At 70.2% G+C, this 24,199-nt stretch carries 20 protein-coding genes, 1 tRNA gene and 1 pseudogene; 10 read left to right on the top strand and 12 right to left on the bottom strand.

Annotated features, from left to right (window positions below):
• The first annotated feature begins 8 nt into the window (after positions 1 to 8).
• The 5 genes from P3X83_RS19565 to P3X83_RS19585 are packed head-to-tail and all read left to right on the top strand — an operon-like array spanning position 9 to position 5,587.
• Positions 9 to 1,304 (top strand): hypothetical protein, encoded by a 1,296-nt coding sequence (locus P3X83_RS19565; RefSeq protein ID WP_277306568.1) that lies wholly within the window; start codon positions 9 to 11, stop codon positions 1,302 to 1,304.
• Positions 1,301 to 2,227: a hypothetical protein gene (locus P3X83_RS19570; RefSeq protein ID WP_277306569.1), complete on the top strand. Its 927-nt coding sequence runs from the start codon at positions 1,301 to 1,303 to the stop codon at positions 2,225 to 2,227. The genes P3X83_RS19565 and P3X83_RS19570 overlap by 4 nt, the downstream gene beginning before the upstream one ends.
• On the top strand, positions 2,224 to 3,189 hold the full coding sequence (locus P3X83_RS19575) for a sulfotransferase domain-containing protein (protein WP_346742723.1): 966 nt from the start codon (positions 2,224 to 2,226) through the stop codon (positions 3,187 to 3,189). The genes P3X83_RS19570 and P3X83_RS19575 overlap by 4 nt, the downstream gene beginning before the upstream one ends.
• A complete protein-coding gene (locus P3X83_RS19580; protein WP_277306570.1) occupies positions 3,153 to 4,661 on the top strand; it encodes a lipopolysaccharide biosynthesis protein in 1,509 nt (502 codons plus the stop codon). Before P3X83_RS19575 ends, P3X83_RS19580 begins: the two co-directional genes overlap by 37 nt.
• Positions 4,658 to 5,587, top strand: coding sequence for a sulfotransferase (locus P3X83_RS19585; RefSeq protein WP_277306571.1), 930 nt, complete (start codon positions 4,658 to 4,660; stop codon positions 5,585 to 5,587). The genes P3X83_RS19580 and P3X83_RS19585 overlap by 4 nt, the downstream gene beginning before the upstream one ends.
• A gap of 275 nt (positions 5,588 to 5,862) precedes the next feature.
• Here the strand turns inward: P3X83_RS19585 and P3X83_RS19590 are convergent, their stop codons facing one another.
• The 3 genes from P3X83_RS19590 to P3X83_RS19600 are packed head-to-tail and all read right to left on the bottom strand — an operon-like array spanning position 5,863 to position 8,446.
• Positions 5,863 to 6,636 (bottom strand): WecB/TagA/CpsF family glycosyltransferase, encoded by a 774-nt coding sequence (locus P3X83_RS19590; RefSeq protein WP_277306572.1) that lies wholly within the window; start codon positions 6,634 to 6,636, stop codon positions 5,863 to 5,865.
• Between the two features lie 2 nt (positions 6,637 to 6,638).
• Positions 6,639 to 7,565 (bottom strand): glycosyltransferase family A protein, encoded by a 927-nt coding sequence (locus P3X83_RS19595; RefSeq protein WP_277306573.1) that lies wholly within the window; start codon positions 7,563 to 7,565, stop codon positions 6,639 to 6,641.
• Positions 7,562 to 8,446, bottom strand: coding sequence for a sulfotransferase (locus P3X83_RS19600; protein ID WP_277306574.1), 885 nt, complete (start codon positions 8,444 to 8,446; stop codon positions 7,562 to 7,564). Before P3X83_RS19600 ends, P3X83_RS19595 begins: the two co-directional genes overlap by 4 nt.
• 244 nt (positions 8,447 to 8,690) lie before the next feature.
• Here P3X83_RS19600 and P3X83_RS19605 point away from each other — a divergent pair, with 244 nt between their 5' ends.
• The gene (locus P3X83_RS19605) at positions 8,691 to 11,036 is read left to right on the top strand and encodes a hypothetical protein (protein ID WP_277306575.1); all 2,346 of its coding nucleotides are present in this window, start codon (positions 8,691 to 8,693) and stop codon (positions 11,034 to 11,036) included.
• A gap of 756 nt (positions 11,037 to 11,792) precedes the next feature.
• Positions 11,793 to 12,320 (top strand): hypothetical protein, encoded by a 528-nt coding sequence (locus P3X83_RS19610; RefSeq protein ID WP_277306576.1) that lies wholly within the window; start codon positions 11,793 to 11,795, stop codon positions 12,318 to 12,320.
• A 43-nt stretch (positions 12,321 to 12,363) separates the two neighbouring features.
• Here the strand turns inward: P3X83_RS19610 and cysN are convergent, their stop codons facing one another.
• From cysN to P3X83_RS19630, 4 genes are read right to left on the bottom strand one after another with little or no spacing between them, the layout of a single operon-like run.
• Complete coding sequence (gene cysN / locus P3X83_RS19615) at positions 12,364 to 13,629, bottom strand: sulfate adenylyltransferase subunit CysN (RefSeq protein WP_277306577.1); 1,266 nt, start codon at positions 13,627 to 13,629, stop codon at positions 12,364 to 12,366.
• A gap of 3 nt (positions 13,630 to 13,632) precedes the next feature.
• A complete protein-coding gene (gene cysD / locus P3X83_RS19620) occupies positions 13,633 to 14,547 on the bottom strand; it encodes a sulfate adenylyltransferase subunit CysD (RefSeq protein WP_277306607.1) in 915 nt (304 codons plus the stop codon).
• 35 nt (positions 14,548 to 14,582) lie between these two features.
• On the bottom strand, positions 14,583 to 15,350 hold the full coding sequence (locus P3X83_RS19625; RefSeq protein ID WP_277306579.1) for a 3'(2'),5'-bisphosphate nucleotidase CysQ: 768 nt from the start codon (positions 15,348 to 15,350) through the stop codon (positions 14,583 to 14,585).
• Complete coding sequence (locus tag P3X83_RS19630; RefSeq protein WP_277306608.1) at positions 15,350 to 16,726, bottom strand: sugar transferase; 1,377 nt, start codon at positions 16,724 to 16,726, stop codon at positions 15,350 to 15,352. The genes P3X83_RS19625 and P3X83_RS19630 overlap by 1 nt, the downstream gene beginning before the upstream one ends.
• Positions 16,727 to 16,934: 208 nt before the next feature.
• Between P3X83_RS19630 and P3X83_RS19635 the strand changes: the two genes are divergently transcribed.
• Entirely contained in the window at positions 16,935 to 17,546 is a 612-nt protein-coding gene (locus P3X83_RS19635) for an exonuclease (RefSeq protein WP_277306580.1), read from the top strand.
• Here the strand turns inward: P3X83_RS19635 and pth are convergent.
• The 5 genes from pth to P3X83_RS19660 form a co-directional block, all read right to left on the bottom strand.
• Positions 17,521 to 18,117: an aminoacyl-tRNA hydrolase gene (gene pth / locus P3X83_RS19640; protein WP_277306609.1), complete on the bottom strand. Its 597-nt coding sequence runs from the start codon at positions 18,115 to 18,117 to the stop codon at positions 17,521 to 17,523. The two genes, P3X83_RS19635 and pth, sit on opposite strands and share 26 nt — an antisense overlap.
• Positions 18,118 to 18,177: 60 nt before the next feature.
• Entirely contained in the window at positions 18,178 to 18,807 is a 630-nt protein-coding gene (locus P3X83_RS19645) for a 50S ribosomal protein L25/general stress protein Ctc (protein WP_277306581.1), read from the bottom strand.
• A 149-nt stretch (positions 18,808 to 18,956) separates the two neighbouring features.
• Positions 18,957 to 19,934 (bottom strand): ribose-phosphate diphosphokinase, encoded by a 978-nt coding sequence (locus P3X83_RS19650; RefSeq protein WP_277306582.1) that lies wholly within the window; start codon positions 19,932 to 19,934, stop codon positions 18,957 to 18,959.
• Positions 19,935 to 19,983: 49 nt separating this feature from the next.
• Positions 19,984 to 21,444, bottom strand: coding sequence for a bifunctional UDP-N-acetylglucosamine diphosphorylase/glucosamine-1-phosphate N-acetyltransferase GlmU (gene glmU / locus P3X83_RS19655; protein WP_277306583.1), 1,461 nt, complete (start codon positions 21,442 to 21,444; stop codon positions 19,984 to 19,986).
• A gap of 177 nt (positions 21,445 to 21,621) precedes the next feature.
• Positions 21,622 to 21,693 (bottom strand) — tRNA-Gln (locus P3X83_RS19660).
• 351 nt (positions 21,694 to 22,044) lie between these two features.
• On the opposite strand from P3X83_RS19660, the gene P3X83_RS19665 reads away from it, so the two are divergent.
• A complete protein-coding gene (locus P3X83_RS19665; protein ID WP_277306584.1) occupies positions 22,045 to 22,983 on the top strand; it encodes a fatty acid desaturase in 939 nt (312 codons plus the stop codon).
• A 73-nt stretch (positions 22,984 to 23,056) separates the two neighbouring features.
• Positions 23,057 to 23,650, top strand: a pseudogene (locus P3X83_RS19670) (TetR/AcrR family transcriptional regulator); the annotation flags it as partial.
• Positions 23,651 to 24,199 lie beyond the last annotated feature (549 nt).

Consider the following 24,199-nt stretch of genomic DNA (forward strand, 5'->3'; position numbering starts at 1 on the left):
CGTGCGCGATGAGGTGGCGCCTCGCGCCGGTGGCCTGGCCGATCGCCGCGCTGCTCGTCGGCTACCCGATCTGGTGGGCGCTCGGCTTCGGCGGCCTGTCGGTGATCGTCGTGGCGATCCCGATGGCGGTCGTCCTGTGGCGGCGCAGGCCGGTCAAGGTGCCGCCCGGTTTCGGGCTGTGGGTGCTGCTGCTGACCGGCCAGGCGCTCGGCGCGCTGATGCTGGCCGAGTCGCCGCCCGGCACGTACGGCGATCTGAGCCAGGGCCGGGTGGTCGGTCACCTGATCCGGCTGACGATGTGCGTGGCGATGCTCATCATCGTGCTCTACCTGGGCAATCTCACCCATCAGGAGCTGCCGCAGCTCACCCTGGTGCGGATGCTCGGCGCGCTGTTCGTCGCCACCGTGGCCGGAGGCCTGTTAGGGCTGATCGCCCCCGGCTTCGAGTTCACCTCGCCGGTCGAGATGGTGCTGCCCGACTGGCTCGGTGGCAACTCCTTCGTCGGCAACCTCATCCATCCCACCGTCGCGCAGACCCAGAAGGTCCTCGGGCACGCCCTGCCCCGCCCCGAGGCCCCGTTCGAATGGGCCAACGCGTGGGGCAGCAACCTGTCGGTCCTGGCCGTCTGGTTCGTGGTGGGCTGGTGGGTGTACGGCGAGGCCCGGCACCGTCTGGTCGCCGCCGCCGTCCTGGCCGTTGCGGCGATCCCGGTGGTGTACTCGCTGAACAGGGGCCTGTGGATCGGCCTCGGCCTGGCCGTCGTCTACCTGGTGTTCCGGCTCGGCGCGCGGGCCCGGGTGGCGCTCTGCGCGGTGAGCGCGGCGGCCGTGCTGGCCGTCCTGCTCAGCCCGCTGGCGTCGGTGATCACCAAGCGGCTGGACAGCCCGCACAGCAACGACATCCGGGCGTTCACGGTGACCGCGACCCTCGCCGCCGCCGGGCACTCCCCCGTCATCGGCTACGGCAACACCCGCAACGCGCTCGGCAACCACCGTTCGATCACCACCGGCAAGACGCAGTGGTGCGACGAGTGCGGCCACCCCCCGCTCGGCAGCGACGGTCACCTGTGGCACCTGACGATCGCCCAGGGGTTCGTCGGCGCCGCCCTCTACATCGCGTTCTTCGCGGGCGCGGCGCTGCGCTACCGGCGCGACCGCAGCCCGATCGCCATGGCCGGCGTGCTGGTCATGCTGCTGGTCCTGTTCTACATGCTCATCTACGACGGCTATTTCACCCCCCTCACGCTCTACATGATCTCGTTCGCCCTCCTGTGGAGAGGGTCCCTCACCAAGGGGTCACCGTGACCGACGCCCGTGTTCGCGTGCGCTATCTCGACCAGACCGTCCGCCTGCTGTTCCCCGGCGACGACGATCCGGTCGCCTACTCGCTGCTGCCCCATCCCCGGCTGCCGCGCCGCCTGGTACCCCGGGCGTGGTGGCATCGCGCGTTCGGCAGCCGGGTGATGGTCCCGTCGGGAGGCGGCGACTCGATCGAGGATCACCTGGGCGAGGTCCTGGGCATCCCGGTGCGTGCCGTCCTGCACGTGCGGCCCGCGCGGCGGGCCAACCGCAAGCCCGTCCTGGAGGCGCACGGCCCGGCCGGGCTCGCCGCGTTCGTCAAGATCGGCGACACGCCGTGCACGGCGGCGCTGGTGCGTGCCGAGGCCACGGCCCTCGGCCTGCTGGCGGGTGCACCGCTGCGCACCGTGGTCGCGCCCGCCCTGCTGCACCATGGTCGCTGGCGCGGCCTTGAGGTGCTGGTGACCTCCCCGCTGCCGGTGCCCCGGCGCGGGCTGCGGGCATCCAAGCCCCGCCCGGAGACGCTGCGCGCCGCCGTCCGCGAGATCGCGGAGCTGTGCCCCGGCGAGCCGTACGCGTGGCACGGCGACCTGACGCCGTGGAACATGGCGCCCGTACCCGGCGGGCGGCTGCTGGTGTGGGACTGGGAACGCTTCGCGACCGGCGTGCCGTTCGGGTTCGACGCCGCGCACAACTACCTGCACCGGGCGCTACGGCGGATGCGCCCGGCGGAGGCGGCCCGCTCGTGCCTGGCCCAGGCGACGGCGGTGCTCGCACCGTACGGCCTGTCGTCCGCGCAGGCCAGGCACACGGTGCTGCACTATCTGATCACGCTGGCCGACCGGCACGCGCGAGACGGCCACGAGCCGCTCGGCCCGCCGTCCACCTGGCTCTCGCCGCTCGTCGATCACCAGGAGCTGATCCTTTGATCCACCTGCCCGGCCGGGCCCGCGTTCCCGTGCGGGGGTCGCGTCCCCGTGCGCTGAACCGCGCGCTGCGGCGTTCCCTGAGCAGGGCGCTGGACGGCCCGCTGCGCGGACCGCTCAAGGGGTCGGCGCACGCGGTGTCGCTGGCCGCCGGCCGCCTGACCGCCGAGGGCCGGATGCTGCCCACCTTTCTGATCATCGGTGCGCAGCGATCCGGCACCACGTCCCTCTACCGGGCGCTCGCCGGGCACCCGCTGGTGCTCAAACCGGTATTGCGCAAGGGCGTGCACTACTTCGACGTCGCCTACGAGCATGGGCTGTCCTGGTATCGGGCGCATTTTCCGTTGCATGCCACCGCCGCCCGGCTGCACCACACGTACGGCAGGCGTCCGCTGGCGTTCGAGTCGTCGCCCTACTACCTCTTCCACCCGCTGGCCGGGGCGCGGATCGCGGAGCGGCTGCCGGGGGTGAAGCTGATCGTGCTGGTCCGCGACCCGGTGGAACGGGCGCATTCGGCGCATGCCCATGAGGTGGCCAGGGGCTTCGAGCCGGAGAGCCGGTTCGAGCGGGCCGTCGAGCTGGAGGGCGAACGGCTCGCGGGAGAGGCCGAGCGCCTGCGCGCGGATCCTATGGCGAGCAGCCACGCGCACCGGCACCACGCCTACCTGTCCAGGGGGCGCTACGCCGAGCAGCTCGCCCGGATCGAGCCGCTGGTCGGCGCCGATCGGCTGCTGGTGGTGGACAGCCACCGGTTCTTCGCCTCGCCCGCCGTCGTCTACGACGAGATCCTGTCGTTTCTCGACCTCCCGCCGCTGACGCCGCCCTGTTTCGACCGGCACAACGCCCGTCCTCGGGCGGCGCCGATGCCCGCCCGGTTGCGTCGCAGGCTGTCCGACGAGTTCGAGGCGTGCGACGCGCAGCTCGTCCGGTGGCTGGGGGGGCGCACGCCGTCCTGGCGCCGGTGACCGTGTCCGCCGCGCCGTCGCTCGGGGCCGTCGCTCGCGGCGGCGCGCTGGGCCTGGCGGGGGCGGGCGCGGGGGCGGCGGCGCAGGTGGCGCTGGTCGTGGTGGTCAGCCGGGCGGTGCCGCCCGCGACGGCCGGGGCGCTGTTCACGGCGATGGCGCTCAGTTTGATGGTCGCCGGGATCGTCCGGCTGGACGCGGGCAACGGGCTGGTGCACGCACTGGCCCGGCACACCGACCAAGCCGATGTTTCCGCGTACATTCGGGCGGCTCTGCTTCCTGTCCTCGCCCTGGCCGTGCTCACCTCCGCCACGATCCATCTGCTCGGCCCGGCCGTCGCGGCGGCCACCGGGATCCCCGTGCCGTGGGTGCGGCTGCTCGCGCTGGCCGTCCCCTTCATCGCGTGCGCCGACGTCCTGGTGGCGGCCACCCGCGGGCTCGGCGCGATGGGCCCCACCACGTATCTGAGCGGGCTGCTACAGCCCCTCGGCCAGCTCACACTCACCGTGATCGCCGTCCTCCTCACAGCTCCAGCGGTCGGCACAAGCGCCATACCAACGGTCGAACCCCCCGCCACCCACGCCGTCGAGACGAACTCCACCCGGGCGATCGAGACGCACATCGCACCGGCCATCGAGACGCCCGCCACCACCACCGTCGACGCGAACGCCGCCCGCGCTGTTGAGGCGAGCGTCGCCTTGCCGCTCGCGTGGGCGTTGCCGTACGTGCCGGTGCTGGTCCTGGCCGCGCTGTGGTTGCGCCGCCGAGTCCCGCGCGGCGCGGTGCGGCGGCCTGGGGCGGCCGGGGAGCTGTGGCGGCACACCGCGCCGCGCGCCGGGGCGGGCGCCATCCAGGCGGTGTTCCAGCGACTGGACATCGTGATCGTCGCGGTGCTGGGCGGGCCGGCGGAAGCCGCCTGTTACACGGCCGCCACCCGCTTCAAGGTCGTCGGCCAGCTCGCCGCCCAGGGGTTGGCGCACGCCGCGCAGCCCCGGCTGGTCCGCGCGCTCGCGGCGGGCGACCTGCCGGGCGCGCGACGGCTCTACCAGGCCACCACCTTGTGGCTGGTCACCCTGACCTGGCCGATGTGGGCGGGCTACGCGGCGCTCGCCCCGCTGCTCCCCCGGTTCTTCGGCACCGGGTACGAACGTGGCGTGCAGGTCGCCGCCGTCCTCGCCGGGACCATGATGATCGCGTCGGCGTGCGGCATGGTGGACATCGTCCTGACCGCCGCCGGGCACACCACCGCCAGCCTGGCCAACACCGCCGCCGCGGTCGCCGTCACCGTCGCCGCCGATCTCGCGCTGGTGCCAGAGCACGGCGCGGTCGGCGCGGCGCTCGGCTGGTCGGCGGGGGTGCTGGTGAAGAACCTGCTCCCGTTGCTGCACCTGCACCACCGCTACGGCCTACGCCCCTTCGGACGGCACAGCGCCACCGCGCTACGCCCTCGCACCTGGCGCGGAGACACTCCATGAGCCTTCCCTTCACCGGTCCGCTGCTGGTCACCGGCCTGCCCAGGAGTGGCACGAGCTGGGCCGGACGCATGCTCGTCGCGGGCGGCGAACTCGTCTACGTGAACGAACCGCTCAATCCGCAGCACCCGCCGGGCGGGTGTCCAGGCGTGCTCGACGCCACCGTCACCCACCGGTTCCAGTACATCTGCCGCGACAACGAGGCCGGGTGGCTTCCGGCGTTCCGGGACACGGTCGCGTTGCGCTACCGGTTCGCTGCGGAGTTGCGGCGCAACCGCGCGCCGTACGACGTGGCCCGGCTCATCCGGTACGGCGGGGCGTTCACCGCCGGGCGGATGCTGGGTCACCGAGCCCTGCTCGACGACCCGTTCGCGCTGCTCTCAGCCGGCTGGTTCGTCGAACGGCTCGGCTGCCGGGTGATCATCCTGCTCCGCGACCCGGTGGCGCTCGCGGCGAGCTGGCACCGGCTCGGCTGGACGTTCGACTTCCGTGAACTCCTCGACCAGCCGCTGCTGCTGCGCGACCACCCCCACGCGCGGGAGGTCGCCTCGCTCGCCGCCTCCGCCGACGACGTCATCAAGACCGCCATCCTGTGGCGCCTGACCGGCGTGATCGCCGACCGGCTCGCCGCCCGGCATCCGGGCATCCGTGTCGTCCGCTACGAACACCTCGCCGCCGACCCGCTCGGCGGGTTCAGCGACCTCTACACCTGGGCGGGCCTGACCTGGTCGCCCCGCGCGGAGGCGCGGATCACCCGCGCGTGCAGCCCCCCGCTGAACCGCCCGATGATCCCGGTTCCGTTCGCGTGGAGCGGACGGTCGCTGTCGCGCACCGCCTTCCGCCGGATGGACTCCCGGCAGGCGGCCCAGGCGAGAGCCCTCGGTCTCTCCCCCGACCAGATCAACCGCATCCGCCGCCTATGCGGCTGATGCGCCGGTACCCCTTTCAACCGACCGCCTGGACCAGGCCGGACCAGGCGGGGTGCGACGCCTCACACTCCGCCTGCGACCGGCCGAAAGAGGCCCAGCCCGGCGACCGGTAAAGGTGGTCCGTCGACGCGGACCAACCGTCAGCCCCGGTCGGCAGGCTGCGCCGACGGCGGATAGCGCTGGTAAACCACCGGCCCGAACCAACGGTCAGCCCGGGCCGGCGGGCAGCATAGATGGACCGTCAGCGTGGGCCGGTGTGCAGCGTGGACCGGTGGTCAGTGGCGGCGGCGGATGGCGCTGGTGATCAGCAGGCCGGTGGCGAAGGGGAGATCGTCGATCAGGTAGCGGCGGGCCAGCCGGATGGGCTCGGTGATCAGGCGATGCATCCACTCCAGCCCGGCGCCGCGCATCCACGCGGGGGCACGGCGCATGGTGCCAGCCGCGAAGGCGACCGCGGCTCCACATCCGACGAACCAGGCGCCGGGGAGGATCTCGCGCAGCTCGACGATCAGCCGGTCTTGCCGTGGGAAGCCCAGCCCGACGAACACCAGCCGGGGGTCGGCCGCGAGCAGTTCGCTCCGGATGCGGACCTGCTCGGCCGCGACCGACTCGAACCCGAACGGCGGTGCGAAGGTGCCCGCCACGATGAGCCCCGGAGCACGCGCCGCCAGTGCGGCACCGGCCCGCTCGGCGACCCCCGGCGGGCCGCCGAGCAGGAAGACCGGGGCCCCTTCACGGGCCGCGGCGGCCGACAGGGACCAGATCAGGTCGGCACCGGTGACCCGTCCCGGAACCGGGGTGCCCAGTAGCTTGGACGCCCAGACCAGGGGCATGCCGTCGGCCACGACGATGTCGGCCGATGCCACCAGTGCGGCGATTTCCGAATCTCGGCGGGTGGCCCGGCAGATGTCGACGTTGGGCGTGATGATGTGGCCGCCCTGACCGGCGCGAAGCGCCGCGACGACTCGATCGACGACCTCGCCCTCGGTGAGCGGGTCGAACGCGACACGGCCGACGATCACCCGGCCGTCTTCGGGAACGTGCGGCATGTTCATATCCCGCGCCCCCTCGTGTGCAGCCGGCCCACGACGGTGGCGGCGGAGACGAGCCCCGCGGCCACGACGAGGGCGAGGGCGGCGCGCGGTTCGGCCGGCCGGGCCGCCGAGGCGCGCAGGGCCCACCTGCACGCCTCTCGGCGGTGACCGAGCGCCGCGTGAGCGAACGCCAACTGGCCGTAGATCCGTGCCGCGCCGCGTGAATCTACGGCCAGCTCCGTGTGCCGGGTGAGCATCCAGTGCAGCCCGGCGATCCTGTCCGCCCAGCGGGCGAGGTAGTCGGACGCTCCCCAGCGCACCCGAACCAGCGGCAGGTCGACATGAACGATCGGGTGCCGCTTGGCGGCACGGAGGGCTAGGTCCCAGTCTTCGTTCTGGCCGCCGGGGGCGCTTTCGTCCACCCGGAAGGAGGCGTGACGCCAGAACAGGAATGTGGAGGAGTGCACCATGACCATCCGCGATCTCGTCAGGTGAGCGTGGGTGATCGTGTCGGTGCCTGCCAGGCGAGCGGTGCGGCATGTGCCGTACTCGATCTCGATGCCGCAGCTCGCGAACTCAGCGGTCGGATGCGCGCTCAGTGCCGAGATTTGGGCGCTGAGCTTTCCGGGCATCCATACGTCGTCGTCGTCGCAAAACGCCACGATATCTGTGTCGAGCGTGACGACGCCGGTGTTACGTGTACCTGGAAGTCCATTTGTGAGTTGATTTGATGTGACTCGCACCTTTGCCCTTGTTTCTGACAAAACGTGCGCCAATTGGGCTTTCACTTGGGCCACCATTTCGGCCCCGCCGTCGGCCACGACGATCACTTCGACATGGCCCGGGTAGTCCTGCCGGAGGGCCGCGAGGACGGCGTCGCACAGCGGGCCGGGACGCGCGCCACGGGTGGCGATCACCACGCCGACCGACGGATGGGCCGTCATGCCGCCGCCCGGGCGCGATAGCCGTACTGGATCATCAGGGGCAGGGTCAGCGCCGTGACCAGCACCCGCTGCGCGCGCGGCAGCGCCTGCCGCCACGCGTCGTCGCGCACCAGCTCGACCTCTCCCGAGCTGAACCGCATCGGGTTGCCGGAGGCGGTGTGCGCCGTGGTCAGCCGCGCGTGGCGGCCGGTGAGGAAGTCGAGACGGGGCGCCAGGTCGAGGCTGGTCAGCAGCCGGGCGAACGCGGGACGCGGCGCGTCGAGCAGGTCTTCGTATCGAACCCGGGTGACGGGAACGCCCTTGCCCGCCAGCAGTTCGAGCGCGAGGTTCTGCGCCGTCCAGTGCGCGGCGGTGCGGAACGGCGACCAGCGGGGCATCGGCGTACCGTCTTCCGGACGGGTGATGCGCCTGCGCCACGAATGGGCCACCGCCCGGGGATCGCGGACCATGTGCACGACGTGAACCGGCACCCCGGCCGCGGCCAGGCAGAACGCCAGCGACGCGTGCTTGCTCGAATCGACCACGACGTTGCCGCCCGCGACGTCGGCCGCGGCGGTGTAGAGGCGGCGGTAGACGCTGACGTATTCCACCAGCTCAAGGCTCGGCCTGGGCGGAATGTGCCGGGTGCGATCGACCAGCCGGCGCAGCTCGATCATGCGTGTGGCCAGCTCGGCGGCCCAGCCGCCGAAGGCCCGCCTGCCGACCTCGCACCAGAACCCGCAGCCCGGCAGTGAAACGCCGCAGCCACAGGGCTCCGCACCGAGCACGCCGCGCGCCCACAGGTGCACGACCTCGCCCAGCGGAACCACCCCGGGAACCTCACCGAGCAGCCGCTCCAGGAGCGTGCTTCCGCTACGGCCGAGCCCACCCAGAAAGATCACCCGAGCGGGCGGCGGGCACTGGCCCACGAATGCACCCCCAAGCAGTCGCTACCGTCAGCACTCATGCTAGCACTGAGGGTAATCATTTCGTGGTCCGATCACCAAGGATTCATCATGGACGCCACCCCGACGTATGGGCGTGACGTGGATCACATCCGCGGAGAGCGCTTTATTTGATTGATTTTGCGGTGGCTCGCTACGGTTGGGCGTTTTCACCCGCTTCGCGCCCCTTGCAGAGAAGGCCATGCGTCGCTATCGATTTGGCAAGATCGCCGCTCTGATCGCGCTCGGCTATTTCATCGCGGTCGTCCTGCTGGCCGTCCTGGCATTGACCACCACCTCCGACCAGCCCGTGTGGACCGTCGTCACCCAGGAGACCGATCCGCGGTGGTATTTCGGTCGGGAAGAGGCACCTTTCGTCCTCCCGGGGTGGCTCGCGCTCGTCCTGGTGCCCATCGGGGCGGTGCAGGGCTGGGCCCTGTGGCAGGTGCTGCGCGGACGCCTGCGAGGCGAGCTGACGGACCGGGGCAGGCACGTGGCGCTGCTGCGGCTCTTCCTCTACCTCACCGTCGGCTACAGCCTCATCCTCACCACCAGCGGGCCGCTGATCCGGCTACTGGAGATCTCCTGGTTCTGGTCGGTGATCGGGACCATCGGATGCCTCGTGCAACTGGCCGTCGTCTGGCTGTTCTTCCTGGTGCTTCGAGGTAGCGCCTCCCGTGGCCTGCGGGTGTTCTCCCTCATCACCGGGCTCATCAGCACTCTGAGCGCCCTCGGCGAGGGGATCACGGACCTCTTCGACCTCGACTTCGCCGGGCAGATCCTCAACCTCGCCGGCGGGTACGGCTATGGCGGACTGGTGTGGTCGGTGACGATCCTGATCGCACAGGCACGGGATCCCCGCTGGAGCGCGGCCACCGTCCGGATAGGCGTCATCGCGCAGGCGATGACCGTGCTCCAGCCCCACGGGATGGTCACCTTCGACGGCGAGTTCCCCGGCATCCTCACCTTCTTCACTCTCGTCGGCGCGGTCAGCGTCTTCGGGTTGGTGTGGGACGCCCGGACGGCCCACGAGCTGGCGAATCCGCTGCCGGAACCGGTCCCGCGAGCGGCGCCGGTGCGCGCGACCACCGTGTCGTGGCCACTGGCCGTGTTGGCGATCGCGCTTCCGCTGGCCCCGGCCGCCGTCAACCTCGCCCAGGGCAGGTACCACTGGACCGGGCCCAGGGGCGTGATCGAGTACCTCGCCCGTGCACAACTGGGCAGCGGGCAGGCGATGGCGTGGCTCGGCCTGGACGTCTTCATCGGCGTCGGCGGGCCCGCGCTGCTGATCCTGGCCGCCGTGCTGCGCCGGACCCCCGGCATCGTGCGGCTCACGACACGCGCGCTGACCATCGCGGCGGCCGTGGGCCTCATCAGCGCGCTCACGACCGTGCCGACGTCCGGCGAATTCGACTTCTTCTACGACGGCACGCAGATCTACCCGGAAGGGTTGTTCACCCAGGGACAGAACGGTGAGGTCTGGTTCGGCATCTCGCCGCTGTGGTACTCCGCCGCCCTGATCGGCTCCGCCCTGCTCCTGCGGGTCATATACGCGTCCGCGTTCACCGGGCTCGCCCGCTACTACGTGGTGTCGGTCCGGCTCGTCACTCTGATCGCCCTCGGATTCACATTCCAGGCATCCCGGCCCGCGGGTTCGATCACCACAGGCGAGGAGTGCACCCAGGCCGAGTATGGCACCGAGATGTATTCGGGCGAGGCGAAGAAGCCCGCACTCACCAGGGATCAGCGCATCGTGTGCTCCCTGCGAAAAGGTGACCAGTTCAAGTTCACCGCCAACACACCCGACGCCGGGATCCTGTCCTACGCGCGCCGCCTGTGCGGCGTCTACACGCGCAACGACCCCGCGGAGGTCGCCCGCCTGCAGGCGACGACGGGACTGCGGCGCGATGCCCTGACCTACCCGCTGGCGGAGATCTGCCCAAGCGCCGGCGCCGTGGTGAGCGCCGCGGCCGCCGAGCAGAACCGGGAAATGCAGGAGTGGGAGGACGACTCGCAGCGCATGTGCGACACCCGCCCCGTCCACCGCCCGCTCATCAAACCCGCCAAGGCCGTCCGCCTGAAGGAACCGCAGTTCACGGACTACGGAGTCGTGAGCACGTACGAGCCGACCGGGGGCGACGAAGATCCGGCCGAAGGCGAAGAGGAGCTGCTGAGCAAGGCCCAGGACAACGGCCTGGTGGCCGCCCACCCCGGCCAGCTCGTGATCACGACGCACTCCGACTACGACCTCTGCGTCACCCTGGAGACCTACACCCGCCGCCCTCCGGTGGAGACCAAGGGCTGGGACCAGGTCACCGAGGTCGGCTACGAAAGCCCTACCGGCGAGATCGTCCTCACCGACGATTTGAGCGGCACCACGTTCCCCGACCTGTCCCTCAACGGCCGCCCCGGCCATTACCGGATCCGCGTCCACTACGACTGGTTCAACTGGAAGGGCCTACAGGAGAACGGCCAACGCCTCCTGATCATGGCCTACCCGGCCAAGGGCGACAAACCCATCACCTACCGCAAACCACGCCGAAAGTGACACGTCCCGCCTGCGGCCCACCCGATTCGTGAACCGAACCGGTGACGCCGGCCCCACCATGGCGTGCGCCCCGCCGTCCGCGCGGGCGTACGACTGATCGGCTTCGCCTCGCCCGAACGTGTCTCCTAGGGCGAGCCGCGACACCGCCTGCACCGTCAGGCGGTGTCGCCCAACGCGCCCCGGTACGCGTCCCGTCCCCGTCACCTACGTCCTGCCGTCCGTGCGGGCGTACCGCCAAGGTGACCTCCCCGACACCGATCGACCTGTCCGCGGCGCTGGCCGCACAACTCGGCATCCTGGCCCGCATGGGTGCCGCCTGACGATGGTGCCCCGCCGAGTGGGTGAATGGGAGCGGCCGTATCGGACATCGCACAGGTCGGCTGCTCCGGCCTCGCCAAAGTCCCACCACCCCACGGGACGCCATCGCGCTTCCCGCTCTGGCCGTGGAAACGCCTTCGGGCCGTGGCACCGGGGACGGGGAACGTCCGAGCGCAGCGCGGCCCTTGGACGCGCGAAGCGCGGCCATTGGAAGGCTCGGCCGGGCGCGGCGAGGGCGATCTCAGGCGTGCGGAGTGGCGCTCGGGCCGGAGACCGACGCAGACGAAGGCAGAAACGCGGCTCCGGCTGGAGGGCGGAAAGGATTGGAGGGCGAAGCGCGGCCCTTGGAGAGGTCGTTCGAGCGCAGCGAAGGCCATTGTGATATGTATCACACTCGTTAGGAACAACCGGGGTCTGCTCATGAGTGTCCAAACGAGCATGAAAAGTCTGTTACGCACACTGATCACCGTCGGGGCCGCTGCCCTCGTCGTGTTACCCGCCGTGTCGGCCCGAGCCGACGCGATGCCTCACTACAAGGACCCCAAGGTCTTCGGCGCGAAGTTCCAGCGTGACCCGGGCCATGACTTCAGCAAGAAGCCGCATTCCCGCCACAACGGCGTCCTGCGCGGCTGGATGACCAAAGTGCGGGACGGAGTCGCCGAGTACGAGCCGATCCGCTGGAGATACGGAAACGACGGCGAGAGCGGATTCGTGAGCCCGCCGAAGCGCGACGCGAGGGTCTACGCCTCGCCGATCGCCCGGGATGTGCGTTTCAAGAGCGCCTACCTGTGCAAGGTATCTCCGGAGGGCCCGATCGCCGCCCGACGCTCCCTGGGCACCAGGTCGTGTTCCCGGGAGCTACTGATCAAGCGCGCCACCGCGCACTCCTACCACATCCCGGTTCTCATCACCGTCCACAACCGCGAGATCGTGGAAGTCCGGGAGATTCTCCTGCCCCACGTGTGAGATGGGCCGTCGGAGTGCGCCCCCTACGGCCCCCACATGGAGATCAGGTGCGGGCGTCGACGATCATGCCGGCGCCTACCGTGCCGTTGGTGGACTCGTCCACCAGGATGAAGCCGCCGGTCATTCGGTTGCGGGCGTAGTCGTCGACGAAGAGCGGCTGGGTGACGCGCAGAGAGACGCGGCCGATCTCGTTGAGGCCCAGCGACTCGGCGGACTCGTCGCGGTGGAGGGTGTTGACGTCGAGGCGGTAATGCAGGTCGCGGACCATCGCGCGGGCCGTACGGGTCGTGTGCTTGATGCTCAGCTTGGTGCGGGGTGACAGCTTGGTGGCGTCGGTCATCCAGCAGACCATGGCCTCGAGTTCCTGGGCCGCCTGCGGCTGGTTGTTGGGGCGGCAGATCATGTCGCCGCGCGAGATGTCGATGTCGTCCTCCAGGCGCAGGGTGACCGACATCGGGGGGTACGCCTCGGCCACCGGGCCGTCGAAGGTGTCGATCGAGGCGATGCGGGTGGCGAGACCGCTGGGCAGGTGGACGACCTCGTCGCCCGGCTTCAGCACGCCGCCCGCGACCTGGCCGGCGTAGCCGCGGTAGTCGTGGAAGGCGGGGTCGTTGGCCCGCTGCGGGCGGATCACGTACTGCACGGGGAAGCGCACGTCGACCAGGTTGCGGTCGGAGGCGATGTGCACGTTCTCCAGGTGGTGGAGCAGGGAGGTGCCCTGGTACCAGGGCATGTTCTCGGAGCGGGAGACCACGTTGTCGCCGTGCAGGGCCGACATCGGGATGAACGTGAGGTCGGCCACGTTGAGCTTGGCGGCGAACGCGGTGAACTCCTCGTGGATCTCGTTGAACCGCTCCTCGGAGTAGTCGACGAGGTCCATCTTGTTGACCGCGAGCACCAGGTGCGGGACCCGGAGCAGGGTGGTCAGGAAGGCGTGCCGCCGGGACTGCTCAAGGACGCCCTTGCGGGCGTCGATCAGGATGATCGCCAGGTCGGCGGTGGAGGCGCCGGTCACCATGTTGCGGGTGTACTGGATGTGCCCGGGGGTGTCGGCGATGATGAACTTCCGCTTCGGCGTGGCGAAGTAGCGGTAGGCCACGTCGATGGTGATGCCCTGTTCACGCTCGGCGCGCAGGCCGTCGGTGAGCAGCGACAGGTCGGTGTACTCGGTGCCGCGGTCGCGGCTGGTGCGCTCGACCGCTTCGAGCTGGTCCTCGAAGATCGCCTTGGAGTCGTAGAGGAGCCGCCCGATCAGCGTCGACTTGCCGTCGTCCACCGACCCCGCCGTGGCGAAACGCAGGATGTCCATGGTTTAGAAGTAGCCTTCCCGCTTGCGGTCTTCCATGGCGGCCTCGGACGTGCGGTCGTCGGCCCTGGTCGCGCCCCGCTCGGTGATCCGGGTGGCGGCGATCTCGGCGATGATCTCCTCGACGCTGGCGGCGGCCGACTGGACGGCCCCGGTGCAGGTCATGTCGCCGACCGTGCGGTAGCGCACGGTGGCCTCGTAGACCGGCTCGTCGTCGCCGCGGTTGACCACTTCGTCGTCGGACAACAGCATGCCGTCGCGCAGGAAGACCTTGCGCGTGTGCGCGAAGTAGATCGACGGGATCTCGATGTCCTCGCGGCGGATGTAGTCCCAGACGTCGAGCTCGGTCCAGTTGGACAGCGGGAAGACCCGGATGTGCTCGCCCTTGCGGATCCGCGCGTTGTAGAGGTTCCACAGCTCGGGGCGCTGGTTCTTCGGGTCCCACTGGCCGAAGTCGTCGCGGAAGGAGAACACGCGCTCCTTGGCGCGGGCCTTCTCCTCGTCGCGGCGGGCGCCGCCGAACACGGCGTCGAACTCGTGCTCCTCGATGCCGTCGAGCAGCGTGGTGGTCTGCAGCCGGTTGCGCGAGGCGCGGCGTCCGGTCTCCTCGACCACCCGCCCGGCGTCGATCGACGCCTGGACGCTGGCCACGACGAGCCGAACACCCAGTTCGGCGACCCTGCGGTCGCGGTAGTCGATCACTTCGGGGAAGTTGTGCCCGGTGTCCACGTGCATCAGCGGGAAGGGGATCGGCGCGGGCCAGAACGCCTTCTCCGCGATGCGGAGCATCACGATGGAGTCTTTGCCGCCGGAGAAGAGCAGACAGGGGCGCTCGAATTCGGCGGCGACCTCGCGCATGATGTGGATCGCCTCGGCCTCAAGGACGTCGAGTTGCGACGTTGTGTAGTCGGCCTGCAGCATCGGGGTGTCCTCCGAGGTGGCTCTGTGGACGCGGGTCATCGTTGAAGGTCACGGATTCCGGAGAGCAAGGACGGCGCCAGCTCCGGTAGGGAAACCAGGATATCCGGTAGTGAGGGGTCGGCCTGGTTGTAGGTCAGCGGCGAGCCGTCGATCCTGCTCGCGTGGGCTCCGGCGGCCAGGGCGACGGCGGCCGGGGCGGCGGAGTCCCACTCGTACTGGCCCCCGGCGTGGACGTACGCCTCGACCTCGCCGGTGAGCACTGCGGCGATCTTGGCGCCGGCCGAGCCGATCGGCACCAGGTCGCCGCCCACCAGGTAGGCGAGTTTCTGCACGAACTCGGGCGGACGGCTGCGGCTCACCGCGATCCGGACGCGGGCGCCGGGGCGCGCGGCGGCGAGCTTGGGCGGGTCGGCCGTGGTCAGCGTGCGGCCCTGGGCGGGCAGGGCGACGGCTCCGGCCGTCAGCGTGCCGCGCTCCCACAGGGCCACGTGGACGGCCCAGTCGGCGCGCCCCTCCTCGGCGAACTCGCGGGTGCCGTCGAGCGGGTCGACGATCCAGACCCGCTCGGCCTCGAGCCGCCGGGAGTTCAGCCGCTCCTCGCGGGTGGCCTCCTCCGACAGGACCTCGTCGGAGGGCCGTAGCCGGGCCAGCGAGTCGGCCAGGAACCGGTGCGCGCTCGCGTCTCCGGCGTCGCGCAATGCCCGGGGATCTTCGAAGCCACGCTCGGCCCGGAGGGTGAGTAGCAGCTCACCGGCCTCGGTGGCGAGGTCGGCGGCCAGCACATGGTCATCCCTAATCGTCATCAATACGCTCCAGCTCCCCGGGCGACAGCCGACCAGGTCTTCCACAGGATCTGCAGGTCCAGCATCAGGGACCAGTTCTCAACGTAACGCAGGTCCAACCGTACAGATTCCTCCCACGAGAGATCCGACCGGCCGCTCACCTGCCACAGACCGGTCAGACCGGGGCGTACCAGTAACCGCCGCCGGACGTCGTCGCCGTAGCCCGCGACCTCTTCGGGCAGCGGCGGGCGTGGCCCGACCAGCGACATGTGGCCGAGCAGGACGTTGATGAGCTGGGGCAGCTCGTCGAGGGACCGGCGGCGCAGGAAGGCGCCGAAGGGGGTCACCCTCGGGTCGGCGCGGATCTTGAACAGCACGCCGTCGCCGTCGCTGACCAGCTCGACCTTGCGCCGTTCGGCGTCGGGGGCCATGGTGCGGAACTTGTAGATGGTGAACTCGTGCCCGCCGCGCCCGACGCGCGTCTGCCGGAACAGCGCGGGCCCCCGGCTGGTCGAGCGGACGGCCAGCGCCAGCGCCGCCAGCACCGGCGCGAGCACCACCACCAGCACCGCCGCCACCGTGCGGTCGAACAGGTTCTTCACCAGTTGCCTGGGCCCGGCGAGGTCGGGGTGCTCGACGTGGAGCAGCGGCAGCCCGGCGGCCGGGCGGATGGTGGTGCGCGGCCCCGCCACCTCCATCAGCACGGGGGCGACCACCAGCTCGGTGCGGGTCTTCTCCAGCCGCCAGGCGAGCCGGCTCAGCGCCAGGCCGTCCATCTCCGGACAGCCGAGGACGGCCACGGTGTCGGCGGCGGTCTGGTTGACCACCAGCGCGGCGTCGGTGAAGTCGCCGAGCACGGGCACGCCCTCGACCTCGCACTCCCCGGCGCCGAAACCCCGGTAGCCGCCGGTGTCGCCGGGCAGGCAGGCGGCCACGACCTGCATGCCGTGCTCGGGCTCCGTGCGGAACCTGCGCACCAGGTCGGCGACGCCGTCGCGGTGGCCGACGACCACGACCCTGCGCATGCAGCCGCCGCGCGCCCGCGCCCGGTGCAGCCACCGCCGCAGCAGGTGCCTGGCGGCCAGCGTGAGCAGCGTCATCAGCGGCAGCGCGACCACGACGTAGCCGCGGGCGATATCGATCTTGGTGCTGTAGGCGCAGACGGCCAGCCCGGCGGTCAGCAGCAGACCGCACTGCACGATGCGGCGGAATTCCTCGGAGCCCGCGCCCAGCAGGCGCGGCTCGTAGGCCCGGTTGACGGAGATGGCGGCCGTCCAGACCGGCGGCAGCGCGGCGCTCAGCAGCAGATAGGGCGTGACGTACGGCGTGACCTCACCGAACCTGACGCCGAGCGCCACCGCCCCGGCGAGCACGGCGCAAAATGCGTCGGCGGACATCGCCCGCCCGCGATACTGTCGCACCCACCGAGGCAGCCGGGACCGATCCGCGGGGTCGGAGGCCCGCCGCCCGCTGGCCGAGCGCGCCAGGGCCGTGGAAGGTTCACCGTCGAACACGCACCCCTCCTGCCATTCACAAACGGACAGTCAGGGAATGATAACGAGTGGAACGGAGGCCGGTGATTTGAAGGCTGAAACGTATATCTCCGTGGACATTGAGGCGGATGGTCCGATTCCCGGGCCATATTCAATGGTGAGTTTGGGAATGACCATGGCCGGGCGGATGCGGGGGCGTCACTTCGAGGCGATCAGTCCCGACACCCACACCTTCTACGTCGAGTTGCGGCCGATCAGCGATGACTTCGTGCCGCAGTCGATGGCGGTGTGCGGGCTCGACCGCGACCTGCTGGTCCGGGAGGGCCGTGATCCGGGGGGCGCGATGGCGGAGGCCGCGGCCTGGATAAAGCGAGTTTGCCGGAATTCCACGCCGGTGCTCGCGGCTTATCCGCTTTCCTTCGACTGGATGTGGATTTACTGGTACTTCATGAACTTCACCGGGTCGTCCCCGTTCGGGCATTCGCGGTGCATCGACATAAAAACGCTCTACGCGGCGAAGGCCGGAGTCACCATCGGCTGGGCGACGAAGCGGCAGATGCCCCGCCATCTCGCGGCCCAGCGCCCGCACACCCACAACGCCCTCGACGACGCCATGGAGCAGGCGGAACTGCTGCAGAACCTGATGGCCTGGCCGGGATCGGCCACCGCGGCGGGCCACGACCAAGCAACGGCCGAGGTCAGCGAGGAGGGCCCGAGAGCTTGAGGTCGGCCGCGTGGAAGGTGTTCTGCGTGGTCTCCAGGCCCTTGGTGATCAGCGACTCCACCACGTCGGCCGCTCGGTCGACCAGGAACGGCAGGTCCTTGCGCTCGGCCGTGCCGAAGTCGCGCAGCACAAAGGCCGCCGCGTCCATCCGACCGGGCGGGCGGCCGATCCCGAAACGCACCCGCAGGTAGTCGCGGGTGCCGAGCGACTTGGTGATCGACTTCAGGCCGTTGTGGCCGTTGTCACCACCGCCCAGCTTGGCGCGCAGCGCGCCGTAGGGGATGTCCAGCTCGTCGTGGACGACCACGACCCGCGCCGGATCGACCTTGTAGAAGTCGGCCAGCGCCTTGCACGGGCCGCCGGAGAGGTTCATGAAGGACAGCGGCTTGGCCAGGACGGCGGGCACTCCCGCGAGCCGTCCTTCGACCACCTCCGCGCGCGACCGGTGCGTCTTGAAACGCCCCCCGGCCCTGGCGGCCAGCTCGTCCAGCACCATGAAGCCGACGTTGTGCCGGTTCGCCGCGTACTCCGGCCCCGGATTGCCCAGGCCCGCGATCAGCCAACGGTCCACGGACACCTCCAAACCATGACGGCGCCCGCCGTGTGAGGCGGGCGCCGGTGGTGCGGGCTACTACTCGGACTCGGTGGCCTCGGCGGCGGCCCTTTCGCCTGCGGGGGCCTCGGCGGCCTCGCCCTCGGCGGCCTCCGTCTCCTCCTCGGCCCCGGTGGGCTTGGTGGCGATGAGCAGCACCAGGGTCTCGGCGTCGGCGGTCAGGGAGACACCCTGCGGGAGGTTCAGGTCGCCTGCGGTGACCTGGGTGCCGATCTCCAGGCCGTCGATGTTCACCTCGATGCCCTGCGGGATGTGGGTGGCCTCGGCCTCGACGCCGATGGAGACCAGGAGCTGCTCCAGCATGCCGTCCGGGACGACGTCGCCGGCGACGGTGACCGGGATCTCGACGGTGACCTTCTCGCCGCGGCGGACCAGGAGGAGGTCGATGTGCTCCAGGAAGCCCTTGATCGGGTCACGCTGGACGCCCTTGGGCAGGGCCAGCTCGTCGACGCCCTCGCCGGAGAGGCGGATCAGCACGTTGGGCGTGCGCAGCGCGATCATCAGCTCGTGGCCGGGGAGCGTGAGGTGCTTGGGGTCGGTGCCGTGGCCGTAAAGGACGGCGGGGACCTTGTCGGCGCGGCGGATCTTGCGGGCGGCGCCCTTGCCGAAGGTGGTGCGCTCTTCGACGTTGATGAGTACTTCGGACACGGCTGATCTCCTAGGGACCTCGTTGGATCATCGGGATGCGCGCTCTCCCTGGCCCGCCCTAGCGGGAGGCGTTACGAGCGCAACCTAACCAGTTTATACGGACGCGAGGACCCGTCCGGGCCCTCGCGTCCTTAACGCCTTCGCACGAGCTAGCTGTCGCCCTCGAAGAGGCTGGTCACCGAGCCGTCGTTGAAGACCTCGCTGATCGCCCGCGCGATGAGCGGGGCGATCGACAGCACGGTCAGTTTGTCGAACCGCTTGTCCTCGGTCAGCGGCAGCGTGTTGGTCACCACGACCTCGGAGATGTTGCTGTTCTTCATGCGATCGACGGCGGGGCTGGAGAACACCGCGTGCGTGGCCGCGACCAGCACGTTGGTGGCGCCCTGCTCGTAGAGCGCGTCGGCCGCCTTGCAGATGGTGCCGGCGGTGTCGATCATGTCGTCGATCAGCACACAGGTGCGGCCCCGCACCTCACCGACGACCTCGTGGACCTTCACCTGGTTGGCCACGTCGAGGTCGCGCCGCTTGTGGATGAAGGCGACGGGGGTGCCCAGGGTGTCGGCCCAGCGCTCGGCCAGGCGCACCCGGCCGGTGTCGGGCGAGACGATCGTGGTGGTGGCGGGCTCCAGTTTGTCGCGCAGGTAGGACGCGAGGACCGGCATGGCGAACAGGTGGTCGACCGGGCCGTCGAAGAAGCCCTGGATCTGGGAGGTGTGCAGATCGACCGACATCAGCCGGTCGGCGCCGGCCGTCTTGAACAGGTCCGCGGCCAGGCGCGCGGTGATCGGCTCCCGGCCCCTGCCCTTCTTGTCCTGCCGCGCGTAGCCGAAGAACGGCATGACCACGGTGATGCGCTTGGCGGAGGCCCGTTTCAGGGCGTCCACCATGATGAGCTGCTCCATGATCCACTGGTTGATCGGAGCGGTGTGGCTCTGGATCACGAAGGCGTCGCATCCGCGGACGGACTCCAGATAGCGAACGTAGATCTCACCGTTGGCGAAGTCATGCAGTTTGGTCGGGGTCATCTCGATGCCGAGGTGGGCCGCGACCTCCTCGGCCAGTTCGGGGTAGGCCCTTCCGGAGAAGAACATCAGGTTCTTCTCGCCCGTCATCTTCCTGCCGCTCACTTTGCCACCTCACCGGACTGCTCGATGACGTGCCTACGTGATCGCTCGCTCACGTGCCTTTCTCCTGTTGATCAGCGGTCTGCCCGGCGGCCGACGCACGCCGCGCCGCCTCGGCCGACCTGGTGCCCGCACGCTTGCGCGCGACCCACCCTTCAATGGTGCGTTGCCGCTCGCGGGCGACCGCGATCGCCCCGGGCGGAACGTCGTTGGTGATGGTGGATCCGGCGGCCGTATAGGCGCCGTCCCCCACCGTCACGGGCGCCACCAGCATCGTGTCGCAGCCGACGAACGCGTGGTCGCCCACGGTGATGTGGCGCTTCTCCACGCCGTCGTAGTTGACGAACACGGTGGCCGCGCCGATGTTGGCGCCGGTGCCGATCGTGGCGTCGCCGACGTAGCTCAGGTGGGGCACCTTGGCCCCTTCGCCGACCTCGGAGTTCTTGATCTCGACGTGCGCGCCGGCCTTGGCCTTGCGCAGCAGCACGGCCCCGGGCCGCAGGTAGGTGTAGGGGCCGACGAGGGCCTCTGGGCCGATGCTGGCGCCCTCGCAGACGGAGTTGCGCACCACCGCGTCCTCGCCGACCTCGGTGTCGGTCAGCGTGGTGGCGGGGCCGATCTCCGCGCCGGACGCGATCGTGGTGCGGCCGTGCAACTGGCAGCCCGGGTGGATGACGGCGTCGGCCTCGACGGTGACGTCGACGTCGATCCAGGTGCTCGCCGGGTCGATCACGGTGACCCCGGCCAGCATGTGGTCGCGCAGCACCCGGTCGTTGAGCACCCGGCGGGCGGCGGCGAGCTGCACCCGGTTGTTGACGCCCTCGACCTCGACGTGGTCGGCCGCGACGAAGGCGCCGACCCGGTGGCCGTCTTCACGGAGGATGGCCAGCACGTCGGTGAGATATTCCTCACCTTGCGCGTTGGCGGCCCCGACGCGCTTGATGCCGTCGGCCAGCAACTGCCCGTCGAAGGCGTAGACGCCGGAGTTCATCTCGGCGATGGCGCGCTGCTCGGGGGTGGCGTCGCGGTCTTCGACGATCTCCAGGACGGCCCCGCCGGAGTCGCGGATGATGCGCCCGTATCCGGTCGGGTCGGGCACCACGGCGGTCAGGACGGTGACCGCGTTGCCGTCGCCGGTGTGCGCGGCGAGCAGCCGCTCCATGGTCTCCTGGCGCAGCATGGGCGTGTCACCGTAGGTGACCAGCACCGTGCCGCCCAGCGTGCCGACCTCTTCGAGGGCCGTGCGGACGGCGTGGCCGGTGCCCCGCTGCTCGGTCTGGACCACGGCGAGCGCGTCGGGGCTCGTGCGCGCGAGGTGCTCGTGCATGCGCTCGCGCCCATGCCCGATGACGACGATCAGGCGCTCGGGATCCAGCCCTCGCGCGGCGACGAGCACATGGTCGAGCATCGCCCGGCCACAAAGCTCGTGCAGGACTTTCGGTCTCTCGGACTTCATCCTCGTGCCCTCGCCCGCGGCGAGGACGACGACGGCGGCCGGGCGCGGCACACTCACGGACTGAGCTCCCTCGGCGTCGCGGCTGTGAACAGATATGGATCAGGGATGGCGTACGGTCACCTATTGGGCCCCGTACCGCAATCCACCCGACATCGTGAGGATACCTGCCCACCCTGCGGCGACTCTCACCCCACCCAGCCACCCGCACCGCCACCGAACCGGACACGGACGCAGCTCCGGCGCCAGGACTCGAACCTGGACAACTGACACCAAAAGACAGCGGGCTGCCAATTACCCAACGCCGGATGGCGAGCTGACCATACAACCCCCGGGACGACCGGGGATCGCCGCCTCAGCCCACCGTGACACCCTACCTGGCCCAGCCCGTCACAGGCGATCGACTACCACAAGCTCCACGGATCTTTCCCGGACCGGCCCGGCGCTCGTTACTTCGCGCGCACATAGACACACGTTCCGACAAAGCGCGACTTGTAACACATATCCGCTCAATCGGCAAGCCACGGAAACACCATCAGATCTCTTCCGGATCGTCACCTACGACATATTCGGTTCTTAGGGGTTCCTTACCTACGATGGCGTAGGTTACGGTTGCGTAGCTAGGACATTCGCCCCATTCACGTCGTGAGAGGCTGCCCTATGACCGTCGTCGCCGAGAGCACGTCCCAACATCCGAAGCCGGATATCGACCCCGAGCCGAAGACCAAACCCGAGCTAATCACCTTCGCGGTAGTGGTCGGCGCGCCCCTCGTGGCCATCGCCGCCGCCGTGCCCTTCGCCTGGGGATGGGGCCTGAGCTGGCTCGACATCGTCATCTCCTTCGTGCTCTACATCGTCTCCGGCCTCGGCGTCACGGTCGGCTTCCACCGGTACTTCACGCACGGCTCCTTCAAGGCGCCGCGCCCGGTGAAGATCGCCCTCGGCATCGCCGGCAGCCTCTCGCTGGAGATGTCGGTCCTCGACTGGGTCGCCACCCACCGCAAGCACCACAAGTTCTCCGACAAGGAGGGCGACCCGCACTCGCCGTGGCGCTTCGGCCCCGGGTTCAAGGCCATGTCCAAGGGCCTGCTCTACGCCCACATGGGCTGGCTGTTCGAGTCCACTCGCGCCAACCGCGAGAAGTACGCGCCCGACCTCTACAAGGACCCGGTGATCCGCAAGCTGCACTCGTGGTTCCCGGTCATGGCGATCACCTCGATCTTCCTGCCCGCGATCCTCGGCGGCCTGCTGACCTGGTCCTGGTGGGGCGCGGCCACCGCGTTCTTCTGGGGCACCCTGGTCCGGATCGGCCTGCTGCACCACGTGACTTGGTCGATCAACTCGATCTGCCACGTGTTCGGCGAGGAGGCGTTCCAGGTCCGCGACAAGTCGCGCAACGTGTGGTGGCTGGCGATCCCCTCGTTCGGCGAGTCCTGGCACAACCTGCACCACTCCGACCCCACCTGCGCGCGGCACGGCGCGCTGAAGGGGCAGATCGACCTCAGCGCCGGCACGATCCGGCTGCTGGAGAAGGCCGGATGGGCCACCGACGTCCGCTGGCCGGACCCCGAGCGGCTGGCGGCGAAACGAGTTGTCTGACCATCCGGTGATCGGCCGGGCCGCCGTCTCCCGGGCGGCCCGCGTTCCCACCGGTGCCCGGTCTGCGGGCATTATGAGACCTGTGAGCGAATCCCGGTCCCGCAGACGCATGTCAGGCAAGGAACGCAGGGAGCAGCTGATCGAGGTAAGCCGTGCCCTGTTCGCAGAGAAGGGGTTCGACGGCACCTCCGTCGAGGAGATCGCCGCGCACGCCATGGTGTCGAAGCCGGTGGTCTACGAGCACTTCGGCGGCAAGGAGGGCATCTACGCGGTCGTCGTGGACCGCGAGATGCAACGCCTGCTCACCATGATCACCGAGGCGCTGTCGGCCTCCCACCCACTGGCCAAGCTGGAGCGGGCGGCCCTGGCGCTGCTCCGCTACATCGAGGAGAGCAGCGAGGGCTTCCGGATCCTGGTCCGCGACTCCCACGCGGCCTCCGGCACGGGCACCTTCGCCAGCCTGATCAGTGAGATCGCCAGCCAGGTCGAGGACGTGCTGGCCGACGAGTTCGCCAACCGGGGCTATGACCCCAAGCTCGCGCCGATGTACGCGCAGATGCTCGTCGGCATGGTGGCGCTGACCGGCCAGTGGTGGCTCGACGTCCGGCGGCCCGGCCGTGAGGAGGTCGCCGCCAACCTGGTGAATCTGGCGTGGAACGGCCTGACCGGTCTGAACCCCGATCCGGGGCTCAGCGCGGTCGGCCGCAACGCGGGCATGCTGGGGCAGTCCCGGCCGTCCGCCGTACGGCCGCCCGCCACGGAGAAGGAGCGGCGCGAACAGGAGAAGGCCCGCGAACGCGAGGCCAGGGAGCAGGAGAAGCTCGCCCGCGAACTGGAGAAGCAGCGGCTGCGCGACCAGCGCGAGCGGGAGAAGGCCCTGGAGAAGGAGCTGCGGGAGCAGGAGAAGGCCCGCGAACGCGAGGCGAGAGAGCAGGAGAAGCTCGCCCGCGAGCAGGAGAAGGCCAGGGAGCGCGAGCTGCGCGAACAGGAGAAGGCCCGCGAACGCGAGGCCAGGGAGCAGGAGAAGCTGCGGCGGGCGGCCGAGCGTGTCGGCGCGGCCCAGCCCAAGCCGGTGCGGACGGCGGGCGGCCACCCGTCCGCCGCGCAGGACGGCGGGCACGATGGCGGGCACGATGGCGGGGGGGAATCGGCCCCCCTGTCCGTGCCCTCGGGAGCCCCCCAGGAGGAGCTCGCGGTGGGCTGCGGCCTGCCGCCG

The organism is Spongiactinospora sp. TRM90649, assembly GCF_029382225.1.
Classification (GTDB): Bacteria; Actinomycetota; Actinomycetes; order Streptosporangiales; family Streptosporangiaceae; genus Spongiactinospora.

What these genes read in the sequence shown, in the direction of transcription:
- P3X83_RS19565 (WP_277306568.1), top strand. Translation starts at nt 9, where the DNA reads ATGAGGTGGCGCCTCGCGCCGGTGGCCTGGCCGATCGCCGCGCTGCTC.
- P3X83_RS19585 (WP_277306571.1), top strand. Translation starts at nt 4,658, where the DNA reads ATGAGCCTTCCCTTCACCGGTCCGCTGCTGGTCACCGGCCTGCCCAGG.
- P3X83_RS19590 (WP_277306572.1), bottom strand. Translation starts at nt 6,636, where the DNA reads ATGCCGCACGTTCCCGAAGACGGCCGGGTGATCGTCGGCCGTGTCGCG.
- P3X83_RS19595 (WP_277306573.1), bottom strand. Translation starts at nt 7,565, where the DNA reads ATGACGGCCCATCCGTCGGTCGGCGTGGTGATCGCCACCCGTGGCGCG.
- P3X83_RS19605 (WP_277306575.1), top strand. Translation starts at nt 8,691, where the DNA reads ATGCGTCGCTATCGATTTGGCAAGATCGCCGCTCTGATCGCGCTCGGC.
- P3X83_RS19610 (WP_277306576.1), top strand. Translation starts at nt 11,793, where the DNA reads ATGAAAAGTCTGTTACGCACACTGATCACCGTCGGGGCCGCTGCCCTC.
- cysN (WP_277306577.1), bottom strand. Translation starts at nt 13,629, where the DNA reads ATGGACATCCTGCGTTTCGCCACGGCGGGGTCGGTGGACGACGGCAAG.
- cysD (WP_277306607.1), bottom strand. Translation starts at nt 14,547, where the DNA reads ATGCTGCAGGCCGACTACACAACGTCGCAACTCGACGTCCTTGAGGCC.
- P3X83_RS19625 (WP_277306579.1), bottom strand. Translation starts at nt 15,350, where the DNA reads ATGACGATTAGGGATGACCATGTGCTGGCCGCCGACCTCGCCACCGAG.
- P3X83_RS19630 (WP_277306608.1), bottom strand. Translation starts at nt 16,726, where the DNA reads ATGTCCGCCGACGCATTTTGCGCCGTGCTCGCCGGGGCGGTGGCGCTC.
- P3X83_RS19665 (WP_277306584.1), top strand. Translation starts at nt 22,045, where the DNA reads ATGACCGTCGTCGCCGAGAGCACGTCCCAACATCCGAAGCCGGATATC.